The 19,813-nt window shown below is 59.2% G+C and carries 17 protein-coding genes; 6 read left to right on the top strand and 11 right to left on the bottom strand.

Annotated features, from left to right (window positions below; all coding sequences use genetic code 11):
• Nucleotides 1-125: 125 nt before the first annotated feature.
• The 4 genes from K5658_RS22185 to K5658_RS22170 form a co-directional block, all read right to left on the bottom strand.
• Complete coding sequence (locus K5658_RS22185) at nucleotides 126-6,182, bottom strand: non-ribosomal peptide synthetase (RefSeq protein WP_221067266.1); 6,057 nt, start codon at nucleotides 6,180-6,182, stop codon at nucleotides 126-128.
• Nucleotides 6,183-6,238: 56 nt separating this feature from the next.
• Nucleotides 6,239-7,306 carry a radical SAM protein gene (locus K5658_RS22180; protein WP_221067265.1) on the bottom strand — a complete coding sequence of 356 codons (1,068 nt, stop codon included), beginning with the start codon at nucleotides 7,304-7,306 and terminating at the stop codon, nucleotides 6,239-6,241.
• A gap of 68 nt (nucleotides 7,307-7,374) precedes the next feature.
• Entirely contained in the window at nucleotides 7,375-8,439 is a 1,065-nt protein-coding gene (locus tag K5658_RS22175; RefSeq protein WP_221067264.1) for a TauD/TfdA dioxygenase family protein, read from the bottom strand.
• Nucleotides 8,440-8,642: 203 nt separating this feature from the next.
• Nucleotides 8,643-8,918 (bottom strand): acyl carrier protein, encoded by a 276-nt coding sequence (locus K5658_RS22170; RefSeq protein ID WP_221067263.1) that lies wholly within the window; start codon nucleotides 8,916-8,918, stop codon nucleotides 8,643-8,645.
• Nucleotides 8,919-9,018: 100 nt separating this feature from the next.
• Between K5658_RS22170 and K5658_RS22165 the strand changes: the two genes are divergently transcribed.
• Entirely contained in the window at nucleotides 9,019-9,753 is a 735-nt protein-coding gene (locus tag K5658_RS22165; protein ID WP_246628692.1) for an ISAzo13 family transposase, read from the top strand.
• A gap of 185 nt (nucleotides 9,754-9,938) precedes the next feature.
• Nucleotides 9,939-10,535, top strand: a complete 597-nt coding sequence (locus tag K5658_RS22160) for a type 1 glutamine amidotransferase domain-containing protein (protein WP_221067262.1) — start codon at nucleotides 9,939-9,941, stop codon at nucleotides 10,533-10,535.
• A gap of 24 nt (nucleotides 10,536-10,559) precedes the next feature.
• Here the strand turns inward: K5658_RS22160 and K5658_RS22155 are convergent, their stop codons facing one another.
• Nucleotides 10,560-11,387: an IS5 family transposase gene (locus K5658_RS22155; RefSeq protein ID WP_221067261.1), complete on the bottom strand. Its 828-nt coding sequence runs from the start codon at nucleotides 11,385-11,387 to the stop codon at nucleotides 10,560-10,562.
• Between the two features lie 488 nt (nucleotides 11,388-11,875).
• On the opposite strand from K5658_RS22155, the gene K5658_RS22150 reads away from it, so the two are divergent.
• The 3 genes from K5658_RS22150 to K5658_RS22140 all read left to right on the top strand — a co-directional run bounded on the left by K5658_RS22150 (nucleotide 11,876) and on the right by K5658_RS22140 (nucleotide 14,730).
• A complete protein-coding gene (locus tag K5658_RS22150) occupies nucleotides 11,876-12,475 on the top strand; it encodes a type IV toxin-antitoxin system AbiEi family antitoxin domain-containing protein (RefSeq protein ID WP_221067260.1) in 600 nt (199 codons plus the stop codon).
• On the top strand, nucleotides 12,472-13,386 hold the full coding sequence (locus K5658_RS22145) for a nucleotidyl transferase AbiEii/AbiGii toxin family protein (RefSeq protein WP_221067259.1): 915 nt from the start codon (nucleotides 12,472-12,474) through the stop codon (nucleotides 13,384-13,386). The genes K5658_RS22150 and K5658_RS22145 overlap by 4 nt, the downstream gene beginning before the upstream one ends.
• Nucleotides 13,387-13,704: 318 nt before the next feature.
• Nucleotides 13,705-14,730, top strand: coding sequence for a replication protein (locus K5658_RS22140; RefSeq protein ID WP_221067258.1), 1,026 nt, complete (start codon nucleotides 13,705-13,707; stop codon nucleotides 14,728-14,730).
• A 196-nt stretch (nucleotides 14,731-14,926) separates the two neighbouring features.
• Here K5658_RS22140 and K5658_RS22135 read toward each other — a convergent pair whose 3' ends face one another.
• Nucleotides 14,927-15,253 carry a hypothetical protein gene (locus K5658_RS22135; protein ID WP_221067257.1) on the bottom strand — a complete coding sequence of 109 codons (327 nt, stop codon included), beginning with the start codon at nucleotides 15,251-15,253 and terminating at the stop codon, nucleotides 14,927-14,929.
• A 98-nt stretch (nucleotides 15,254-15,351) separates the two neighbouring features.
• Here K5658_RS22135 and K5658_RS22130 point away from each other — a divergent pair, with 98 nt between their 5' ends.
• The gene (locus K5658_RS22130) at nucleotides 15,352-16,407 is read left to right on the top strand and encodes a transposase (RefSeq protein WP_221067256.1); all 1,056 of its coding nucleotides are present in this window, start codon (nucleotides 15,352-15,354) and stop codon (nucleotides 16,405-16,407) included.
• Between the two features lie 361 nt (nucleotides 16,408-16,768).
• Here the strand turns inward: K5658_RS22130 and K5658_RS22125 are convergent, their stop codons facing one another.
• Genes K5658_RS22125 through K5658_RS22105 form a run of 5 tightly spaced genes read right to left on the bottom strand, consistent with a single transcriptional unit; the run spans nucleotide 16,769 to nucleotide 19,787 of the window.
• Nucleotides 16,769-17,278, bottom strand: a complete 510-nt coding sequence (locus K5658_RS22125; protein ID WP_221067255.1) for a TPM domain-containing protein — start codon at nucleotides 17,276-17,278, stop codon at nucleotides 16,769-16,771.
• Nucleotides 17,278-18,108: a TPM domain-containing protein gene (locus tag K5658_RS24045; RefSeq protein ID WP_221067254.1), complete on the bottom strand. Its 831-nt coding sequence runs from the start codon at nucleotides 18,106-18,108 to the stop codon at nucleotides 17,278-17,280. The genes K5658_RS22125 and K5658_RS24045 overlap by 1 nt, the downstream gene beginning before the upstream one ends.
• 48 nt (nucleotides 18,109-18,156) lie before the next feature.
• Nucleotides 18,157-18,774: a LemA family protein gene (locus K5658_RS22115; protein WP_221067253.1), complete on the bottom strand. Its 618-nt coding sequence runs from the start codon at nucleotides 18,772-18,774 to the stop codon at nucleotides 18,157-18,159.
• A 58-nt stretch (nucleotides 18,775-18,832) separates the two neighbouring features.
• The gene (locus K5658_RS22110; RefSeq protein ID WP_221067252.1) at nucleotides 18,833-19,315 is read right to left on the bottom strand and encodes a PHB depolymerase family esterase; all 483 of its coding nucleotides are present in this window, start codon (nucleotides 19,313-19,315) and stop codon (nucleotides 18,833-18,835) included.
• 46 nt (nucleotides 19,316-19,361) lie between these two features.
• The gene (locus tag K5658_RS22105) at nucleotides 19,362-19,787 is read right to left on the bottom strand and encodes a hypothetical protein (protein WP_221067251.1); all 426 of its coding nucleotides are present in this window, start codon (nucleotides 19,785-19,787) and stop codon (nucleotides 19,362-19,364) included.
• Between the last annotated feature and the right edge of the window lie 26 nt (nucleotides 19,788-19,813).

Below are 19,813 nucleotides of genomic sequence, written 5' to 3'. Positions count from 1 at the left end.
AATTGGAAACCGCCCGCTCCCTGACTTTGGGTGAAAAGTTTGTTGTTTTCTTCATGGCTCCATACTCTCAAATGTTGGAGCCTCCGAGAAACCCGGGGCGGTTCAAACCGGCTTTCCCTGCAAGCTTACTGAAACTCCGCTCCTTCTGCTAACGCAATACAACTGTTCAGAGCATCTCTGATCCATTTCGTATCAGGACTTATCTCTATGGCCCTCAGCAGGTCTTCTTTCGCCTTATCAAATACCCCGCGTCTTTGCTGTAGCTGTCCACGTTTCGCCAAGAAATGCACTGGTACCCGGTCGCCTAATCCTTCGATCGCCCGGTCGAAAGCCGCTAAGGCATGATCCAGCTCACCTAATTCAGAGAGGCATTCCCCTTTATACCCGTAAAACACGAACCGATGGGGTTCCCGCTTGAGTACGGCGTCACAAAGGCTCAATGTCTTTTTAGCGTCATGGTCTATACGAAGTGTGTAATGGACTAGCAGAAGTAGCACCGCAGGCTCATCGGGCAGCCGTTCCATCAACTCTGTGATCAGCAATCTAGCTTCCGCCAGCATGCGCCGTCCAATGATTTTCCAAATGATCTGCACCACCGGGCCGAATTGGTCAGGACGTAGCGCGATCAGCTTATGAACCGTTGCGACTACGGCATCTGGCTCGTTCGATTGCAATTGCACCTGGGCCACCAGGGCAAGCAATTCCGTATCCTGAGGAGTCTGTTTCAGTGCGCGGTTAACTAAAGCAGCCACCTCGGCGATCCCCTCATGCGCGGATTGCGCCAACTCGAACAGTGGTGTCAACGCCTCCACCGGACGCATCAGGCCTCTCTCGTATGCCGTTTTATAGGCGCTCACGGCCTCATTCGAGTTGCCAAGCGATTGGCAACTCAGCCCCAGTCCCAGCCATAAACGACCGTCATTCTGGTTGAGCGCCAGGGCCTGACGCCAAACTCGCTCGGCCTCATCATAGCGATGTTGACGGTGGAAAGACTCCGCCAGGGCCGGTAGCAAGCGGTTGACCCGGTCCAGAGCCGGGTTCAGTTGTTCGATGGCCCGATCATATTCTCCCCGTTGGAATGCAATGAGTCCTGCATCGTAGAGGTCTGGCTGAGCGGGTAACGATGGGATTCCGTCAACTGGTTTTCCTCCATCCAGATAGCCAAAGCGCGCCAATCCTTCCCGCCCGGCGTGTTCGACCTGTATTAGCCAGTCCTTTGCCTGCTGTCGCCAGCGACCGATACCGGGACTCGGTTGTACCTGTTTGACCAACGCCTCGGCATCTCCCTCCAGACCGAGAAATTTCATCAGGCGTTCGATCTCCACCCTGGGCTGAGCGCACAGGTCCTCGTAGCGTATACGCAAGTATTGTCCCGGCATCTTGGCCTCGGCGTACTCAGCCAACCACAGATTAAGGCGATCCCACAGGCGAATACTGCGTTGCGCCTTGTCCAGCAACAGTTCATCGCTTTGCAGGACCACGGGGGCCAGATAGTTCAACTGCTTCTGGTTGTGAGACAGCGCCATGTCACGCCCGTCCCGCACCACATGGATGCAACGCACGCCCGGCCAGAGCCGGTGCCAGAAGGGTGCGAAAAAGACCGTCGGCGGCAATTTCCACCCCCACTGGCTGTTCTTCGCCACGCCATCCAGAAATACCGCGAGCTTCGCGCCCAGGGCATGGACAATGGCGGATTCGATCTCGATGGGGAGTTCTGCCTTCCAATAGGGCAACAACCGCGCCCACCACTCGCCCGCCAACTCGATGCTGTCGTCGGAGGGATTGAATCGCGTCCCCAGATGTACGCCGAGTTGTTGCAGAATTCGGGATATGACACGGGTGCCTGATCCGCCGGTTCCACCAATGAGGATCGGGGGGCTATATTGGTTTCCCAATTGCGCCACCGACGCCACGGTTGCTTCAGTGTTTGGAACGATTTGAACCGATAGTTGCAGTGGCTCATAATCGTGCCTTAACCAAGTGAACACACCCTCTTCCACCACTTTCAACCGTAGCTGAAGTGCCTCCGATGTCTTCGGAGCGCGAATGGGTAGCCATTGCACCGTCTCCTCGCCACTGGCCAGGGCTGGCAGGGGGATGCCCCCGTCCTTGAGCATCAAAGGCTTGCCATCGCCTTTACACCATTGGTTGACCAGGAACAGCCCCAATTCCCTGCCGTCTGGCCAGGAAAGCGGGCTGGTATTGGTAACCCGTACCGCAATCAGGCACCGTTCTCCCGGCCACATCCGCAGTGGCGGTTCATCGACGGCTATCGTAGCCTTCCTGCCTTCGGCTGGCAGTAGATTCAAAGGGATATTCCGCGCATCATCGATCAGGCGTGAGACCGCCCCCGCCAGGCTCTGCACATTGGGCTCACGGAAGAGTTCACCGTATGCGCCAGGGATAAATTCGACCCGATGCCGGGGCCAAGCCCGCTGCCACATCAATTCTGGTTGCCGGAAATGGCGATATGGATTGGTGACATCGCTTTCACGCCCGAAGATCAGCCCCACTGGGCCGGCATAGGGTTGTGCCGAAAAGGTCCATTCCATGAGGATAAGCAACAGCACATGGCATTCCCGGCGCATCAGGTGCTGGGCAATAGCCATGGTAATAAGGGTTCCCTGGCAGTTACCCCCCAGGACCAGCGCCCCGCGAGGGCGCAGCGCCTGGATCTCCCGCACATAATCGAGTGCCAGGGCTTGAATATTGTCCTCGGTATAATCCATGACCAGGTGCCCGGAGCGCATACCATAGAGGGGTTGATCCACGCCCAGGTAATGGCCAAGTTGGGCAAATTCCTCTTGGCCTTGAAAGACCCAAAACAGCGGCGGGCGGGTGCCTTCCAGATTATGCCCAACAATCAGGCTTTCCGGACCGGCCCGTTCGCCCTGCCAACTCATCACATAGCTTTGTAATTGATGCCAAATAGCTGGATCGAGCAACCTGCGTACTCCAGAACGCAGATGTTGTTCTGCTTGCCCGATCCCATCCCCGTTGGCGGGCTGTTTTAGCAACTCAGCCAGACTGGCAATTGTCGGCGACTGAAAGAAATCCCGCAGGGACAAGGCCAGACCAAAGCCAGTCTTGATGCGGCTGACCAGTCTCGCGGATAACAACGAGTGGCCCCCTAGGTTAAAGAAGTTGTCGTGTATCCCCGGCAACTCATTGAGCATCAGGATTTCCTGCCACAGTTCTGCCAGGGTCTCTTCTATCGGGTTACGCGGCGCGACATAGGCAGTGCCGAGCGCCGCTCGATCAATCTCCGGTGCCGGCAGGGCCGCACGGTCTATCTTGCCATTCGGTGTCAATGGCAGACTGTCCAAAGGCACAATGGCGACTGGGATCATGTAGTCCGGCAACTGTTCCGCCAAGGCACCGCGCAGATCCGGCCCGATTGGATCGCTTTCCTGGTCGAGAACGACGTAAGCGACCAGTCGTCGCTCACCTGGATGATCCTCTCGAACCATCACCACACATTCCTTAATTCCCGACAAAGAGACCAGTGTCGCTTCGATCTCGCCCAGTTCGATGCGGTAGCCGCGCAGCTTAATCTGGTGGTCCAGCCGTCCTAGGAACAGCAACTGTCCGTCCTCCTGCCAGCGCACCCGGTCGCCCGTGCGGTACATCCGCTGCCGCTGGCCAAACACTTCCAACTCGACGAAGCGCTCCGCCGTCAGCTCGGGACGGTTCAAGTATCCCCGCGCCAAGCCCATTCCACCAATGTACAGCTCGCCGGGAACTCCAATGGGCACGGGCTGCCCCTGTGGGTCGAGGACGTAAATCTGGGTGTTGGCGATAGGTCGACCTATGGGCGGAAAGGTTGCCCAACCCTCTGGAATGCCCTCCAATGCATATGTGGTGACAACATGGGTTTCTGATGGGCCATAGTGATTCCAGAAATGACAATCTGGTAGCACTGAAAAGAATTGCTGTATTGATGAAGTAACGCGTAATTGCTCACCGGCCGTGATTACGGCGACAAGACTGCTGGGAGGATTTTTTGCGGCAATTTCCGTTAGCTGCGTCAAGCCCGCATAGGGCAGAAAAAGCCGCTCGATTCGATGTGCTTCCAGGTAACCGCATAGTAATTCACTATCCCGCCGTGTAGCTTCATCGATCAATACTAAACAGCCTCCGGTATCGAACGTGGAAAAGATTTCCTGTAAGGAAACATCGAAACTCAACGATGTCTGCTGTAGCGTTCTATAGGCTTTCCCAAGCCCAGGCTGTTGACGACTATAGGCTATGAGATTGGCTAATACACCATGAGGCAGCATGACACCCTTGGGCCGTCCAGTGGAGCCGGAGGTGTAGATCACGTAGGCCAGATCATTCAGTCCGGCCCATCTGACGGGATTTTCCACCGAGACCGGCCATTCCTCCGTTTCATCCAGGCACAAGACTTCTACGCCCTCACCCTGCGGGATCCACTCCCGCAGGCCCCGCTGGGTCAGCAATATCCGCACCCCGCTGTCTTCCAGCAGATATTTGATCCGCGCCTGCGGATAGTCCGGATCGATGGGTACATAGGCCCCTCCGGCCTTGAGGATGCCCAGCAGGCCCACGATCAGCTCGATCGAGCGCTCGCAGATCAGGCCCACCAGTATATCCGGGCCTACGCCCCGGCCCATCAGGCCATGGGCTACGCGGTTGGCCGCCTTGTTCAGCGCCCGGTAGCTGAGTCGCCGTTCGCCAAACTCCAGGGCCGTGGCCTCGGGACGACATGCCACCTGTGCCTCGAACAGCCCTACCACGGTATGTTGCAGGGGAGCGGTGCGGGGGCCCTGGCCCCAGGCATGTAATTGCGCCACCTCAGACTCGGGTACCAGGGAAATCAGGTCGAGCGTGCTCCTCGGTTGCTTGGCAACGGCCTCCAGCAGATATAACAGATGGCTTTGCATAGCCGCCAACTGTTGGTCGTCGAAGTAGGCCCGATTCGTGACAAAATCCCAACGGGCATCCGAGTGGAGGTGGAAATCTCGAAAATACAACGCCAATGGAATCTGTTCCGCATCATTCTGCACGCCTTCTGTGTAGCTAACGATTTCCCCAAAAGAGGTATCGTAGTCCCGCCTTTCGTAGGAAAGAACGATATCGAATAGTTGCCGGTGAGCCGCGACCGGCCTAACCTCATGGTAGATGGCACCGATGGGATAGCGCTGATAGCGGTAGCGTTGCATAAGCTGCTTAGCAATCCGCTGTAAGAAAACATCGAAAGATTCCCTGATATCGACCTGTAATCTGAAGGGGAAGACCCAGGCAAAGAGTCCCGCAGTTTGCTTGAACTGGACACTGGACCGATTTTGCATCGGAAGACCAATCACCAGTTCATCCACGCCTCTGGTGCGTGTGAAATAGATTGCCAGGACGGCGATCAGAACGTGAAAAAAACTCACCTGATAACCCTTAGCCAAGGTCTCGAGTCGTTGGATCAGCGCTCTCGACACCTGCGCGCTGCGACAATCGCTGGGTGCTGGTAAATGGCTTCCCGACTTGGGTATCAACAAAGGTTCGGGTGGATAAGTGAATTGCCCTTTCCAGAATTCTCCGTGCTTCTGGTATTGATCGGAACATCTGTACTCTTGATCGCTAGCGATAAAATCGAGGTAGGATGGACCCCATAGGTCAGGCGTCTCTCCGCAGGCCAAGGCCGTATAGATCCCTCCAAGCGAGCAAACCAGTAGGGAACTACTCCAACCGTCCGTGATTAGATGATGGTATTGCATCAGCAAATAGTAGTCAGCCTCGGCTACCCGGACCAGGTCGTAGCGGAACAATGGAAAATCGTCGAGTACAAACGGTTCCACGAAACGTCGCTGCATCCACTGCGTTGCGGCAATCAGTGGCTCAGCTTCTTCACGGAAATCATGTAGGGTCACCTCAGGCTCAAAGGGCGGGGCAATGGTCTGTTGGGGGACTCCATATTCATCCCAGCGTTGGGTTAATTGAATACGCAGGCAATCGTGTTTCAATACCAGTAAGCGGACAGACTCCCGAAATCGCGCAACATCCACTGTACCAGGTAGATGCACCTTTACGCCGATGTTGTAGAGTGGCAGTTCCTCATGCAATATTTGATGGAACCAGATATCTTGTTGGGCCTGCGTCAAGGGATAAAGCGGCGTGGGGCTAGGATGAACCAGAAAAGGATGGGTTTGGGGTGCAGATTTATTACCCATAAATTTAGTCAGCCATTCACTAGCATAGAGCGGAATATCCGGAAGCTTCTACTTGCTCAGTCCAGGGTATCCCAGCTTCTAATATTCAATTTGCACCAGGTCTCATAAACCTCCAGCCATTTTTCGAATTGGTTAATGCTGTCAAGATGGTTATGAAATTCGCCCATGATCTTACTGTAATTAGCAACATAATGGCGGCAGGTAGCACAATCGGTATTAGGAATACAGCAATCGGCGTCATCCCAGGTTAGGTCGGTTCGATATTCACGATGATGAGTGGAATTGAGTATGGCACAATTCGTCGCAACACCCGTTTGTGAGTTAATATTGAAAAGGACATCAGGGCTGTTGATGCGCTCGTTGTAATAAGATGAATAAATCAGGGTATTCGGATAACGGATAAGCAGTTCCTGTATGTGATCTTTTATAATTTTCAGGTCTTCGATACGTAAAGCAAGCTGGTCGTCAGGGCCACTGAAACGTCCTTTGCCTCTGAAACGTATTTCGTTGGGCATCTCAGTGCCTGACGATCCGTACCAGCGCGTAGGACTATAGTGATTGAACGAGAGTTTAGTCCCATGCTGGGCGCAGATATCTGTCACCTCCGCCATTTCACCGATATTTTGGCGGTTTATGGTAAAGATAAACACCGCCCGCGCATCCCGAGAGAAGTTATCGAGCGCACTTCTGAAGGCATGCTTCCCCCTCAGGCGCGCATCCGTTTCCTCCGCCCCCCAAAGCGAGATATGCAGCATAAAGGGCAGATCCGGCGCGATGGGCAAGGTGCCATTCGTATAGATAACGCCTCGATTCCAGTATTTGGCGGCTAATGCGAGCCTCTCCGGAACTTTTGCCGGTTCTGCCCCGGCAAAATGGGGCATGGTCACACCACGCTTGACTTCACTGGCAAAAAAAGCGTCGAACTCATCCAGGGTCCGGTCATCATTGAATCTGGAGGAGCGTTCGCCTTCAAAGAAGTAGCACCCTTTGCAGCGGAGATTGCATCGATTAGTAATGTCATAGCCTGAAATGATCAGACGATTGACATGCTTCTTGATTTTCTTATAGCGCCTTTGCAGAGATGGATTGTCCAAAAGGTAATGATCGAGACGGCTTCTTTGCATTTTCAAATATACCTGACACAGATATTACGATGAACGCCCAAGATATATATTTATCTGGAATCGCTTAACTAGCCGACTTGAGGCAACTTAAAACTCTGGATGCCCAGTGTCTCGACAAAGTCTGTGATTGCTTCCTTGTATTTATCCGCAAACTCTTTCTGGAAGTAAGGTTGCCAGAAATCATCCTGCAACTCGCTGTAGTCGTGCTGGATGCGATAGGCGAGACGACCAGTTACATTCCCAAGACGTCTATGCAGTGTGATCGAGTTGTCAAACAACAGGAGGTCGCCGTCATTTTTGTACCAATGATCGTAAATATAGTGATCGACGTACAAATGTTTGTCGATTTCTGCGAAGAGGCTATCGCTTTCGGCCTTATTCATTCCACGAACCCCATAAACCGTATTTAGTGGGTAGTGCAACCCCTTAATGCCCCCAGGACTCATGATGACCATCGGAATCTCCACATCATCGACTGGACACATGTTTAAACGCTCCATATTGTCATTGAGGGCCGGGTTTATCTTTCCCTCCGTATGGCGGTGAGTCAAAACCATCTCATCCAGTTCCGAGCGGAATGATTCGCTGACCGATTCATAATAATCCGCGGTTTGCAAAAAACCCGTTGACGAACCCACCATGCACTTCCCACCCAGCAACGCCACGCCGGGGGCAAAGGTCAGGGTAGCCGCCTCATTAGAATGCCAAAGCAATTCACCATCATTAAATAGTCCGATCGACCTCCCATTGTCATCCTTGATCCCACTAACCCGCGTGACGCCCGAACCTTCGGAGGAAGGCTGGTGATATCGGATATGTTCCCGTATCACGCTTTTATCTTCTTCATCCATCGGGCTACTCGCGCTCAGACCCAGTCGAACAATAAGCCCCAATGATGTTATGCCGTATTTCCTCATCAGCCTGTAATACAGGCCATGTCTGGGTTCGCCAAACTTCCTGATCCATCCCAGTTGGTTCTCGCAGGTTAGATTGCAGTCACGAATAATGGTGACCAGACTCTTCATGTGGATATGGCCGATCTCTCTCCACTGCTCGTCGGTTAGATACTCAAAATCCACGCCATCTATATAAACGCCATAGCTGCCCATTCCATCAATGCTAGTAACCTTCATCGGAATATCCTTAGATTGTGTTGACGACCAGTTGCAGGATGCTGCATGTTATATAAAGCCAGAATTGCATTAAAAATGCTCCCTCACGCTGTATATCTTCTCAATACGACTACTAGCCCCTTGGGCCACGTTGTCCCAGATCATGGGGGCCGAGTGCCCATTGTGGTCAATCGCTCCCACACCGGTAATGACAACCCTGCGTTTCATCCGTTGGTTGGAATGCTGTGATAATCGATGGATACCACATAGCTTTCCATGAATTCGGCGAGCTTGGCAGGTGTACCCAGGAGTGCAATCGTGTCGTCCTCAAACCGGACGCCCAGTTTGTCTTCAATTCTGACCAGAATCTCCGTCATTTCTAGGGAGTCGGCACCCAGATCTTCAATGAGATCGGTGTCATCACTAATCGCATCGAGTGGTTTTTCAAAGCGATCAGCGATTTCTTGCTTAATAAAATAGGTCAATTCGGATTTCGTCATGATGTTCTCTGAGTGGGGTAGAGAGTTGCCAAGTTTTGTTAATAGTAGTGCACTCGGGCGTTTTCGTTCAGGTCTGCGTACCGCTTTGACGCACACGGAGATGGGAAGCCCGGCGAGCCGCCACACGGTCCGCAAGCTGATGAGGCGGCACGGCCTGGGGCAGCGCAAGGCGCGCAAGAAGAAGTCGCTGGGGGCCCATCCCGACCGCGACGCGCAGTTCCGCAACATCGCCAAGCTCAAGGCGGGATACTTGGCGGCGGGCGACCCCGTGATCAGCATCGACACCAAGAAGAAGGAACTGGTCGGCAACTTCGCCCGGGAGGGCCATACCCATACCCAGGTGCCCGTCGACGTTCTGGACCATGACACCAGCGAGTTCTGTTGCGACAGCATCGCCCATTGGTGGGAGCGGCACGGTCGCCGGAACTATCCCGGCCGCCGCCGGTTGCTGCTGCTGTGCGATGGGGGCGGCAGCAACGCCTCCAACCGGCATGTGTTCAAGGACGCCCTGCAACGGCTCGCCGACCGGCTGGGCCTGGAAATCCGCGTGGCGCACTACCCACCGTATTGCTCGAAGCACAACCCCATCGAGCACCGGCTGTTCCCGCACATCACCCGCGCCTGCCAGGGCGTGGTGTTCCATTCCGTCGCCATCGCCCGGCAATTCATGGCGCGGGCCAAGACCTCCAAGGGATTGAGGGTGACGGTGGATATCCTGGCCGGGACCTACGCCACGGGGAAGAAGTGCTCCGCCGACTTCCTCGAAACCATGAGGATCGTCTTCGACGACTTCCTTCCCCGATGGAACTACCGCGCCATTCCCATGGCTATCTGATTCCGGGAAGTTATTCCTGGCCAAATCCTTAGACGGCTAGCTGCGCAATTGCGTGAGCGGACTTTAACGCACGCTGTGATGCCCGTCCAAGGCAATCCCTCCCCGAAAATTCCCCCGGGTGGGTGGGACATATCCGGCTAATCCGCAGTCCTAAGTCAGACATACCCCACCCAAGGAGAAACGCCATGGCCCAGCCACTGCAAGGAAAGAGGGTCGCCATCCTGGTCGAGAACGGCTTCGAGCAATCCGAATTGATGGAGCCCCGCCGGGCGCTCGAACAAGCGGGCGCGGAGGCTTCTGTGGTCTCGCCCACGGCGGGCCGGGTCAAGGGCTGGCGCGCCGCCGACTGGGGCGAGGAAGTCCCGGTCGATGTGCCGCTAGATCGGGCCAGCCCGGACCAGTTCGACGCGCTGCTGCTGCCCGGCGGGGTCATCAACCCCGACAAGCTGCGGATGAACCCGGAGGCCGTCGCCTTCGTCCACGGCTTCTTCGACGCCGACAAGCCCGTGGCGGCGATCTGCCATGGGCCGTGGACGCTGATCGACGCGGGCGTGGTGCGGGGGCGGCGGCTGACTTCCTGGCCCTCGCTCAAGCGGGACCTCCAGAACGCCGGGGCGGAATGGGTGGACGAGGCCGTGGTCGTGGACCGGGGCTTGGTGTCGAGCCGGAAACCGGACGACCTCCCGGATTTCAACCGGAAAATGATCGAGGAGTTCGCGGAGGGACGGCATCCCAGACAGGCCCGGCCCGCCGGGGCCACCGAAACCCGTGCGACCCATTAAGAGGACATCCGGCACATAAACTGCTTACACGGTTTTGGCCTCGATCCGTCTTCCCAGGATCAGGGCGCACGCCAACTGAAGGAAGGCCAGATAGTTGGCTCCCCGGCAGGTGTAGCGGGTTCGGATGGCCCGGAAGCCCTTGAGCCAGGCGAAAGCGCGCTCGACCACCCACCTCCGCGCGGGGTGGGTTGGCTCGGAGTCGCAGGAACGCTTCTCCTCGCCGATCTTGCGGATATGGGGGGTGTAGCCCAGTCCCGCGACTTCCCGCTCGACCCGTTCGTAGCCATACCCTTTGTCCAGGCAAAGATGCCTGGGACTTTGCCCGGCGTCGGCGGGTGCCTCGATCACGGCCGCCTCGACGGTGACCGTCACCAGGCGGCTGTCGTGCACGTTGGCCCCGGCCTGCGCGACGGCGAAAGGCATCCCCTTCCCGTCCACCTGAAGGTGGATCTTGCCACCGCTGCGCCCACGATCCGTGGGATTGCGCCCCAGGCCCTCGTCCTTCTGGCAGCGGGCTTGGCGGACCGGGGCCTGCACCAGGCTGCCGTCCATCGACTGCCAAGCCAGGTCGAACCCCTCGAGTTCCTCGTACTCCGCCGCCGACCAGCGGAACATCTCCTTGAACACGCCGGCGGCAACCCATCTCTGAAAGTGCTCGTGGACCGCGCTTTTCGAGCCGTAGCAGGCCGGCAGGCAATCCCATTGGCAACCGGTCTTGAGCACATACAGAATCCCGTTCATGACCGTCCGGAATTCCAGCGGCTTGGAGCCGCCCGGCCTGCGCCGCTTGAACGGCTCCAACAATGGCTCTACCCGCTCCCACAGCCGGTCCGAGATTTCCAGGCAACTCATGGGTCTCCTCCGCTTCCGCTTCGCAAAAGACGGGTCTTTTAAGCGTTCGCCGCGCAAGGCACAAGATGTGCCGGATGTCCTCTTAAGATTTTTTTCCCAGATAAGCCGCCGTCTGGAGCCATAGGCTTGGGACGTTCCTCGATGATGCCCGCCCCAAAAGGGCAACCCGAAATCCATTGCCAACGGGAGGCAGCATTTATTTCTGGCGGGACAGCACCCGGCGCGGGGTGGATTTGTTCGGGAAAGGCGGGAAGGCTCCTCGCCCTGGAAATCAAATCCGGCACCACCTCTGGTGGGCGGAGGCCTTGCGCAAGCGGCGTTCCCCGCAACTGGCCTGAAGGCCGCGATACGGCGCCATGCAGTCAATGGATTGCGCACGGACGGATCAAGCGGTTGGATCGCGGCATCGGCGGGCAAGGGCAATCATACCGGTTGTATTTTGTCGGCGGTCATTGACATCTACCGACGTAAGACAACATCATGGCGGCATGCAAAGCTCGCATCAGACCATTCTGGACCTGGCCGATGAGCGCGGCCTGATCCGCCCGCGCGACCTCGCTGCGCTTGGGCTGCCCAGTGTCGCCCTCACCCGGCTGGTCCGGCAGGGTCGGCTCGCCCGGGTGGGGCGCGGCCTGTATGGCCGTCCCGACCGCGCCGTGTCGGAGCATGGCACGCTGGCCGGGGTCGCGCGCAAACACCCGCAAGGCATCGTCTGCCTGCTGTCGGCGCTGCGCGTGCACGACCTCACCACGCAGTCACCGTCCGAGGTCTGGTTGGCCATCCCCAACAAGGCGCGCGCGCCGAGGATGGACTATCCCCCGCTGCGCATCGTTCGCTTCTCCGGCGCCGCGCTGACCGAAGGGATCGAAGAACACGTCATCGACGGCGTGCCGGTGCGGGTGACCAACGTCGCCCGGACGGTGGCCGACTGCTTCAAGTTCCGCAACAAGATCGGTCTCGATGTCGCGCTGGAGGCGCTACGGGAGGCGTGGCGGGCCAGGCGGTCCAGCATGGACGAACTGTGGCGGTTCGCGGCGCCGTGCAGGGTGGCCAATGTGATGCGCCCCTACCTGGAAAGCCTGCCATGAGCGAACGGAACCTAGCGGCATCCGTGCGGGCACGCCTGCTCAACCGCGCCCGCGAAACCCGGCAGGACTTCAATCTGGTCCTGACCCGCTACGCGCTGGAGCGCCTGCTGTACCGGCTCAGTGTTTCCCCCCACGCCGACCAGTTCCTGCTCAAGGGTGCCTTGCTGTTCGACCTGTGGTTCGACATCCCGCACCGCCCGACCAGGGACGCCGACTTCCTCGGATTCGGCCCGGCCGAGTTGCCAAGCCTCGAAGCCGTCTTCCAGGAAGTCTGCGTGGTCGACGCCGACGACGGGATGATGTTCCGGCCGGACACCGTCCGGGCGGCGGAGATCCGGAAGGAGGCCAACTACGCCGGCGTGCGCGTCACCTTGCTCGGGCTGATCGACGGCGCGCGCTGCCCCATGCAGATCGACATCGGTTTCGGCGATGCCGTGACGCCGGGGCCGGAGGACGCCCAGTACCCCGTGATGCTCCCGGAGTTCACGGCACCGAGGCTGCGCGTCTATCCGCGCTATACCGTGGTGGCTGAAAAGGTGGAGGCATTGGCCTCGCTCGGGATCGCCAACAGCCGGATGAAGGATTATTTCGACCTCTGGATCCTGTCGCGCCACACCGGATTCGACGGCGACACCCTGCGCCGCGCCCTCCGGGCAACCTTCGATCGCCGCAAGACGGGGTTGCCCCCGGGCGCCCCCTTGGGCCTGACCGACGGTTTTGCGCGGGACGCGCAAAAGCGGACGCAGTGGCGGGCGTTCCTGGGAAAGAACAGGCTGGAAGCGCCGCCCCTGGAGGACGTCGTGGCATCGCTCCGGGATTTCTTGCTTCCGGTCATCGCGGCGGCGAGCGCCGACGCCCACCCCCCGCGACACTGGCCGGCTGGCGGGCCCTGGACTCCGGTGGTGGGTTGAAGCGGGTCGAAGCCCCTTCGAGCAGCGCCCGAAAGCCGCCTTTCAAGGAAATCATCGGTTATCGAAGCGGCAGGCCCACCCGAGGGCACCCGCTTATCGGCCGACAGATAAGAGTTCTTGCTTCGCGCTTTCGAGAACTTGACAGTGCCCTCCCGGGCGTATTGGTGCCTCCACGCCACGCAAGGGTAAGGGCAAGGATGAGGAATGATTGTCCCAACCGACGGATAACGGCATGGATCCATGCCGAAATAAAAGGACATGAACATGATCAAAAATAAACCAAACAGCATCGTCCCCCGGCCATCCGAAGGCGCCCACATGGACCCTCAACTGGAACTTTTCCAAAATTTCCTCTGCAACACCGAGCTTGAACGCGACCATTTGTCGAATACCATCGACCTGTGGGACAGCATCCCGCGCTACTCCCTCTCACGGCAGGCCATGATCAAGCTCCGCTCCGAGAAAGGTTTCCTCGACTTATTGGAGATCGACTTCAATTACCGGGGAACGGGCTTAAAGGCCATCATCCAGCCTGCCCGTATCCGCGAAGAGGAGGGAACGACCCAGGACTACTATCCCAGCGCCAACGAGGAATTGGTCGAAGACGCCCTGCGCAAAATCGCGACCGACCAGAACCACGGCTATTTCGACCGGGCCAACTACCGCAGTGGCGTGGTGTTCTCGCTCTATATGCTGCGCGAGGAACTCAACAAACGTGGGCATACGCGCTCTTATCAGGAGATCATCAAAAGCCTGCGGATCCTGTCGGGCAGCCTCATCGAAATCCGAACCGACGACGGATCCTCCATGGAAGGCTTCTCGCGCACCAACTACCTACCGTCGCTCACCGCCGTTTCCCGCAAGAAATTGCGCGACGATCCCAAGGCGAAATGGTCCGCCCAGTTCCATCCCCTGGTCACCCAAAGCATCGACGCGCTGACCTACCGCCAGTACAACTACCACCAGATGATGGCCCACAAAACCCAGCTAGCCCGCTGGCTGCATAAGCAACTGAGCCTGAAGTTCACCTTTGCCAGCATGTTGACCCATTTCGAGATGCGCTACAGCACGGTCAAGCGCGACAGCGCGCTGCTCAACTACGCCCGGGAACGCGACTGCATGGACGCGCTCGGCAAGGCCCTCATGGAACTCCAGGACCAAGGCGTCCTGCAAAGCTGCACCAAGCAAAATATCACCGGCCTACGCGGCAAGATCGAAGACATCAATTACGTCCTCACGCCGACACCCGAGTTTGTCAAGGAGATGAAAGCCGCCAACAAACGCTACGCCCTGGCTGTGGATAAACCTGTGGATAAGTTGGGGAATGCGCCCAAGGTTCGGTAGGTATAGGTCGCGGGTTATATTTGCAACAGTTTGTTTTTAAAGAAAAAAACATCGGTTTTTCCATCCCTATTCTTCTATTCTTTGTTTTAATCTTCTTTGTATTATTCTTGCCGAAGCCAAGCGGACCCTGTAGGCGCGGATCCCGGCGAGGAAGGGCTGGGTCTCCTCCGCTTCCGCTTCGCAAAAGACGGGTCTTTTAAGCGTTCGCCGCGCAAAGCACAAGATGTGCCGGATGTCCTCTAGGTGGTCGATGAGGTCGTGGCCGGGGTAGCCCCGGTCGAACAGGATGACGCCGCCGGGCGGGCGGGATGTGGGGGAGCAGGGCCTTGGCCTCCTCCCGCTCGTCGGCCCGCGCCATCGGCTGGACGGTCCGGGCGATGGGTATCCGGCGGAACATGTCGTGGGCGGTCGAAACCAGGCAGAGCGGATAATGCCCCCGGCCCGGCCGGTCCAGCCCGCCGTCGGGGTCGAAGGCGGGCAGGCGGTACTTGGAGCCGTCGATGGCGAACACGGACAAGCCCATCCAGGTATCCCCCTCGGCACGCGGCCAGGCCTCGTCTCATCACCTAATCAATTTTCGGGTAGGCTTGAAGGCCGGAACGAATTTCGACTGACGAAGCGATGGGAACTGTAAAGAAACTGGCCGAGGAAGTAGGGCGTGGGCTGGAACAGGCCCTTCCTGGACTGCGCAAGACGGTGGTCGGGAAGCTGGCGCTGGCGGTGGGGGCGATGATCGAGGGGCGGACGCCGAACACGGTGGAGTTGGCGAACCTGCTGCCCTTGCCGACGGAGAGGCAGGACATGCGCGAGCAATGGCTGAGGCGCTTGTTGAAGAATCCGCTGCTGGGGTCGGCGGTGGTGATGGAGCCGTTCGCGCGGGCCGAACTCGCCCGGGCCGCGCGGAACGGCCAGACCGTGCAGTTGAGCCTGGACCAGACCGACCTCGGGGACCGGATGGCGGTGCTGATGGTGGGCGTGCGGGTCGGCGACCGGGCGCTGCCCTTGGCCTGGGTGGCGGAAGAGGGGCCGGCCAATATCGGTTTCGAGGGCCAGGAGCGGGTGTTGGAGCGGGTCCTGGCCTGGCTGCCGCCGGGGGCGGACGTATTGCTCTCGGCGGACCGGTTCTACCCCTCGGTGGCCTTGTTCGATTGGCTGGGCGCGCGGGGCTGGGGCTATCGGCTGCGGTTGAAAGGCAATGTGCTGGCGGACACCGGCGAAGGGGAGGAAACCACCACGGGCGGACTGGCGCGGGGCGCGGAGGAACGCTATCTGCCGGGAGTGCGGCTGTTCGCGCACGGGGTGATGACCCACGTGGGCATCCTCCACGAACCCGGCCATCCCGAGCCCTGGATCATCGCGATGGACTGCGCCCCCACGCGGGCGGCGGTGTTGGACTACGCGGCGCGCTGGTCCATCGAGCCCATGTTCTCGGATTTCAAGGGCCGGGGCTTCGGGTTGGAGGATTCGCAACTGGAACACGCCGACCGTTTGGAACGCCTGATCCTCGTCATGTCGCTGGCCATGTGGTGGTGCGTCCAGGTCGGGCGGGACGACGCCTCCAACCGCCCGACGCCGCTCGAAAAAAAGCCTGGTCGCAAACCGATGCCGGACACTGGAGCTTCAGGAAGCTCCGCCGCAGCTTGGTCTCCTGGTTCACCCGGGGCTTGCGCTACCTAAAGCGACGCCTACAAAACGACATGCCTTTGCCCGCCTTTTGCGCGGCCATGCGAAATTGATAGGTGATGAGGGGCGGCTTGGCAATAGCTTGCTATTTTGGTAACGGCATGGTGGGACCGAAGTTCGGCCATAACGGTCACCCAGCTTTCGCGGAGATCAGGCGTCGGGAATGACTGCTTTCACGCGTTCAAAATTATTGCCGCCGCACCTGAGCGGTCATTGAAGCCATGTCGTAAAGGCGATGGGCTTCGCTGCCACGAAATCGGTTCCTGATAGCTCTTCAGGTTTCCCGGTCGACGGGGGAGCAAGGCGCGAGCGGATTCACGCTGGGAATTGACCGCCCATCGCGTATATCCGGAGGTTACCCTTCGACGATGCTCGGCCGGTCGGGCAATTCGTTACCCTGGACATCCGCGCCGCCAAAGTGCCGGATCATATGGATGCCCACCGCCTCGACGCCGGCAATGATGCCCGCTTCGAAGTCGCCTTCCCGGAAGGCCGATTCCATCCTCCGGCAAATCCCTTCCCAGTCGCCCGGTTCGACCCGCCGATCGATGCCCCGGTCGGCGACGATTTCCACGCTCCGGTCGGCGAGCAGGAGATAAATCAGCACGCCGTTGTTTTGCTCGGTGTCCCAGACCCTCAATTGGGAGAACACCTCGACCGCCCGTTCCCTCGCCGACAATCCGCGCAGCAACCGATGCCAGTCCAGCCCGGTTTCGACGGCGAAATGGATTTCCCCGGCATGATGCCGCTCGCTGTCCCGAATTGCCCCCGTGATGGCTTCCAGGGACCGCCGCGGCAGAACCCTCCGCAGCCGCCAGGTCGGAAAGCAGAGGTGTTTGAGGGCGCGGACGGGATTCCCGTGCATCACCACCGACCCGAGGCGCCGCCGCCGGCGAACCCGCCTCCGCCTCCGGAGAAGCCGCCGCCCCCAGGGCCGCCCGAGAACCCACCGGAGCCTCCGTACCAGCCGCCAGGGGAGGAACGTCCGCCCCCCGCGGCCACCGCGAAGAACACACATGCGCCCACGAATAGCGAAAACAGCGCTGGCAGGCCGAACCACAGGGCCGCTGCGGCCGCGCCCACGGAGGCAATCAATCCACCCAGAAAGGCGCCCAACATCGCGCGGAGAATTCGGCCGCCGAATAGGCCTCCGACGAGCGACAACGACAATCCCGTGGCGGAATCCGGGGTTTGCTCCCGACCGTTGGCGGGCGACGGCAATGGCTCGCCGCGGATGAGCCCGGCGATCCGGTCAAAACCCGCGGAGAGTCCGCCGTAGAAATCTCCCCGTCTAAAATACGGAATCATTCCGTCCTCCACTATATCCTTGGCAACGGCATCCGGGATCACGCCCTCGAGTCCGCGACCAACCTCGATCCGAGCGGCGCGGTCCTCTTTGGCGAAGATCACGAGGACGCCGTCGTCAACGCCTTGACGGCCTAGTTTCCAGGCATCCGCCACCCTCATGGAATATTGCTCGAGGGTTTCCGGTTGCGTGGTCGGAACCAGCAGCATGGCGACCTGGCTGCCCTTCTCGGCTTCCAAGGCGGCCAGAAAGCCCTCCAGGTGGGCGCGCTGATCGGGCGTGAGCGTGCCCGTCTGGTCCGTGACCCGGTTCGCCAGCGGCGGCACAGCGACCTCCGGGCGTAGCGGCGGGGCGGTTGCCGCCACCAGGAAAACCAAAATCCAGATCATTCCATACCAGGATGAGCGGCCGCGATTCGACGCCGTTCTCATGGCCGCTTACCGGATCGGTGCCGTGGCGGGAGTCGGCGAGCCGAAATCCACCTTGGGCGCGCCGGAAATCTCCTTTTCGTTCTCCACCGTGAAGTTCGGCTTCACGTCCAACCCGAACATCTTGGCCGTAAGGTTGGTCGGGAACGAACGCACGGTGATGTTGTATTCACGCACCGTCTGGATATAACGATTCCGGGCCACGGCGATGCGGTTCTCGGTCCCCTCGAGTTGCGCTTGCAAATCCCGGAACAAGGTGTCGGCCTTGAGTTGGGGATAGTTTTCCGCCACCGCCAGTAGCCGCGACAGCGAGCCGGAAAGCTGGCCCTGGGCGGCCAGGAACGACTGGAACGCCTTGGGGTCGTTGAGCAATTCCGGAGTGGCCTGGACCGAACCCGCCCGCGAACGGGCATCGGCCACCTGGGTCAGCACATCCTTTTCGTGGGCGGCGTAGCCTTTGACCACGTTGACCAGGTTGGGCACCAGATCGGCCCGCCGCTGGTATTGATTCACCACCTCGGACCATTCCGCCTTGATCTGTTCGTCTTGCTGCTGGAGCGTGTTATAGCCGCATCCGGCCAGCAGGAGCGCCTGCATGAGCAACAGGCTGAAAAGTAATTCGCGCATCTCCCTGCCTCCTTAATCCATTGGGCGAAATAGGATCGAATCCGTGCGGCGGTGCCATTCAAGGGGCCATCGGATAGTCCCGCCTTGCCCCGGCCAAGCGGTCCAGCATCGCCCGTACCGCTTTGATCTGAGATCCATTCCGGGTGGGGTAGTCGTCGCCGTCGTAGCCCCACCAATCCCAGCACGCATAGAGGTTCCAGACGAAGTTCAGGGTCCAGAACGGGAAGCCCCAGCCATACCGCGTGGTGGTCTGGGGGTACAGCACGATGATATCGTTGCTGTCGGCCCACCGGTTATAGCCCCCATGGCGATAGAAGGCGTCGCCGACCTCGTCGGCGTTCTGGCGGCAGGCATGGAACGCGATATGGACCCGGCAGGTTCGCGAGTCGCAACGCCCCGGGATATAGGCGTAGCCGGTATCGCTCAGGCCATGGGCGTAGGCGCTGCCATCGGCAAAGAACTCCCGTTGGTCGAAGGCGACCCAATGGCCGTCGGCCCGGTCGCTGGGCGCGTTGAGCCTGCCATAGATCTGGCCCAGCAAAGCGCCGGCCGAATCGAAACCGCAGTCGTTGATGTAGAGCGGGCCATTAGGGATTCCCGTGGCCTTCGGTGATCAGGGCATGGCCGGCGGCGAGGTCGGTCTTGTAGACGATCCGGTCCCCGTCCAGGAAATATCGGTAATAACGGGCCACGGCGTCCATCACCGGGCGGTGGATGGTCGTGTCGGCCTTCCCGGAGAACAACCAGACGCGGGAATCCCGCAGATTTCCGGGGTCGTCTATCGCCCCCGCCTTGGCCAAGTTCCAGGTCACCGACTCCAAGTGTTCCGCATCGGGCGGGGGGTGGTCGGTATCGGGCCTCGCGCAGTTCGTAACCACCCGGCGGCTATCGTTCCCGGCGCAGTCATAAGGGGGACCCGCGATGATCCCGGCACCCCGGACGGTCGCCGAATGGGTCACATGGAATTGCATGGCCATGGCGGGGTCGGCCCCATAGGCGGGAAGTTTCGCCAAGCCGTGGTCCCGGATCGCGCAACCCT

It is taken from the genome of Methylomagnum ishizawai (genome assembly GCF_019670005.1).
Classification (GTDB): Bacteria; Pseudomonadota; Gammaproteobacteria; order Methylococcales; family Methylococcaceae; genus Methylomagnum; species Methylomagnum ishizawai.
The sequence above is the reverse complement of the archived record's forward strand: the minus strand, read 5'-3'. Positions and strand labels throughout refer to the sequence as shown.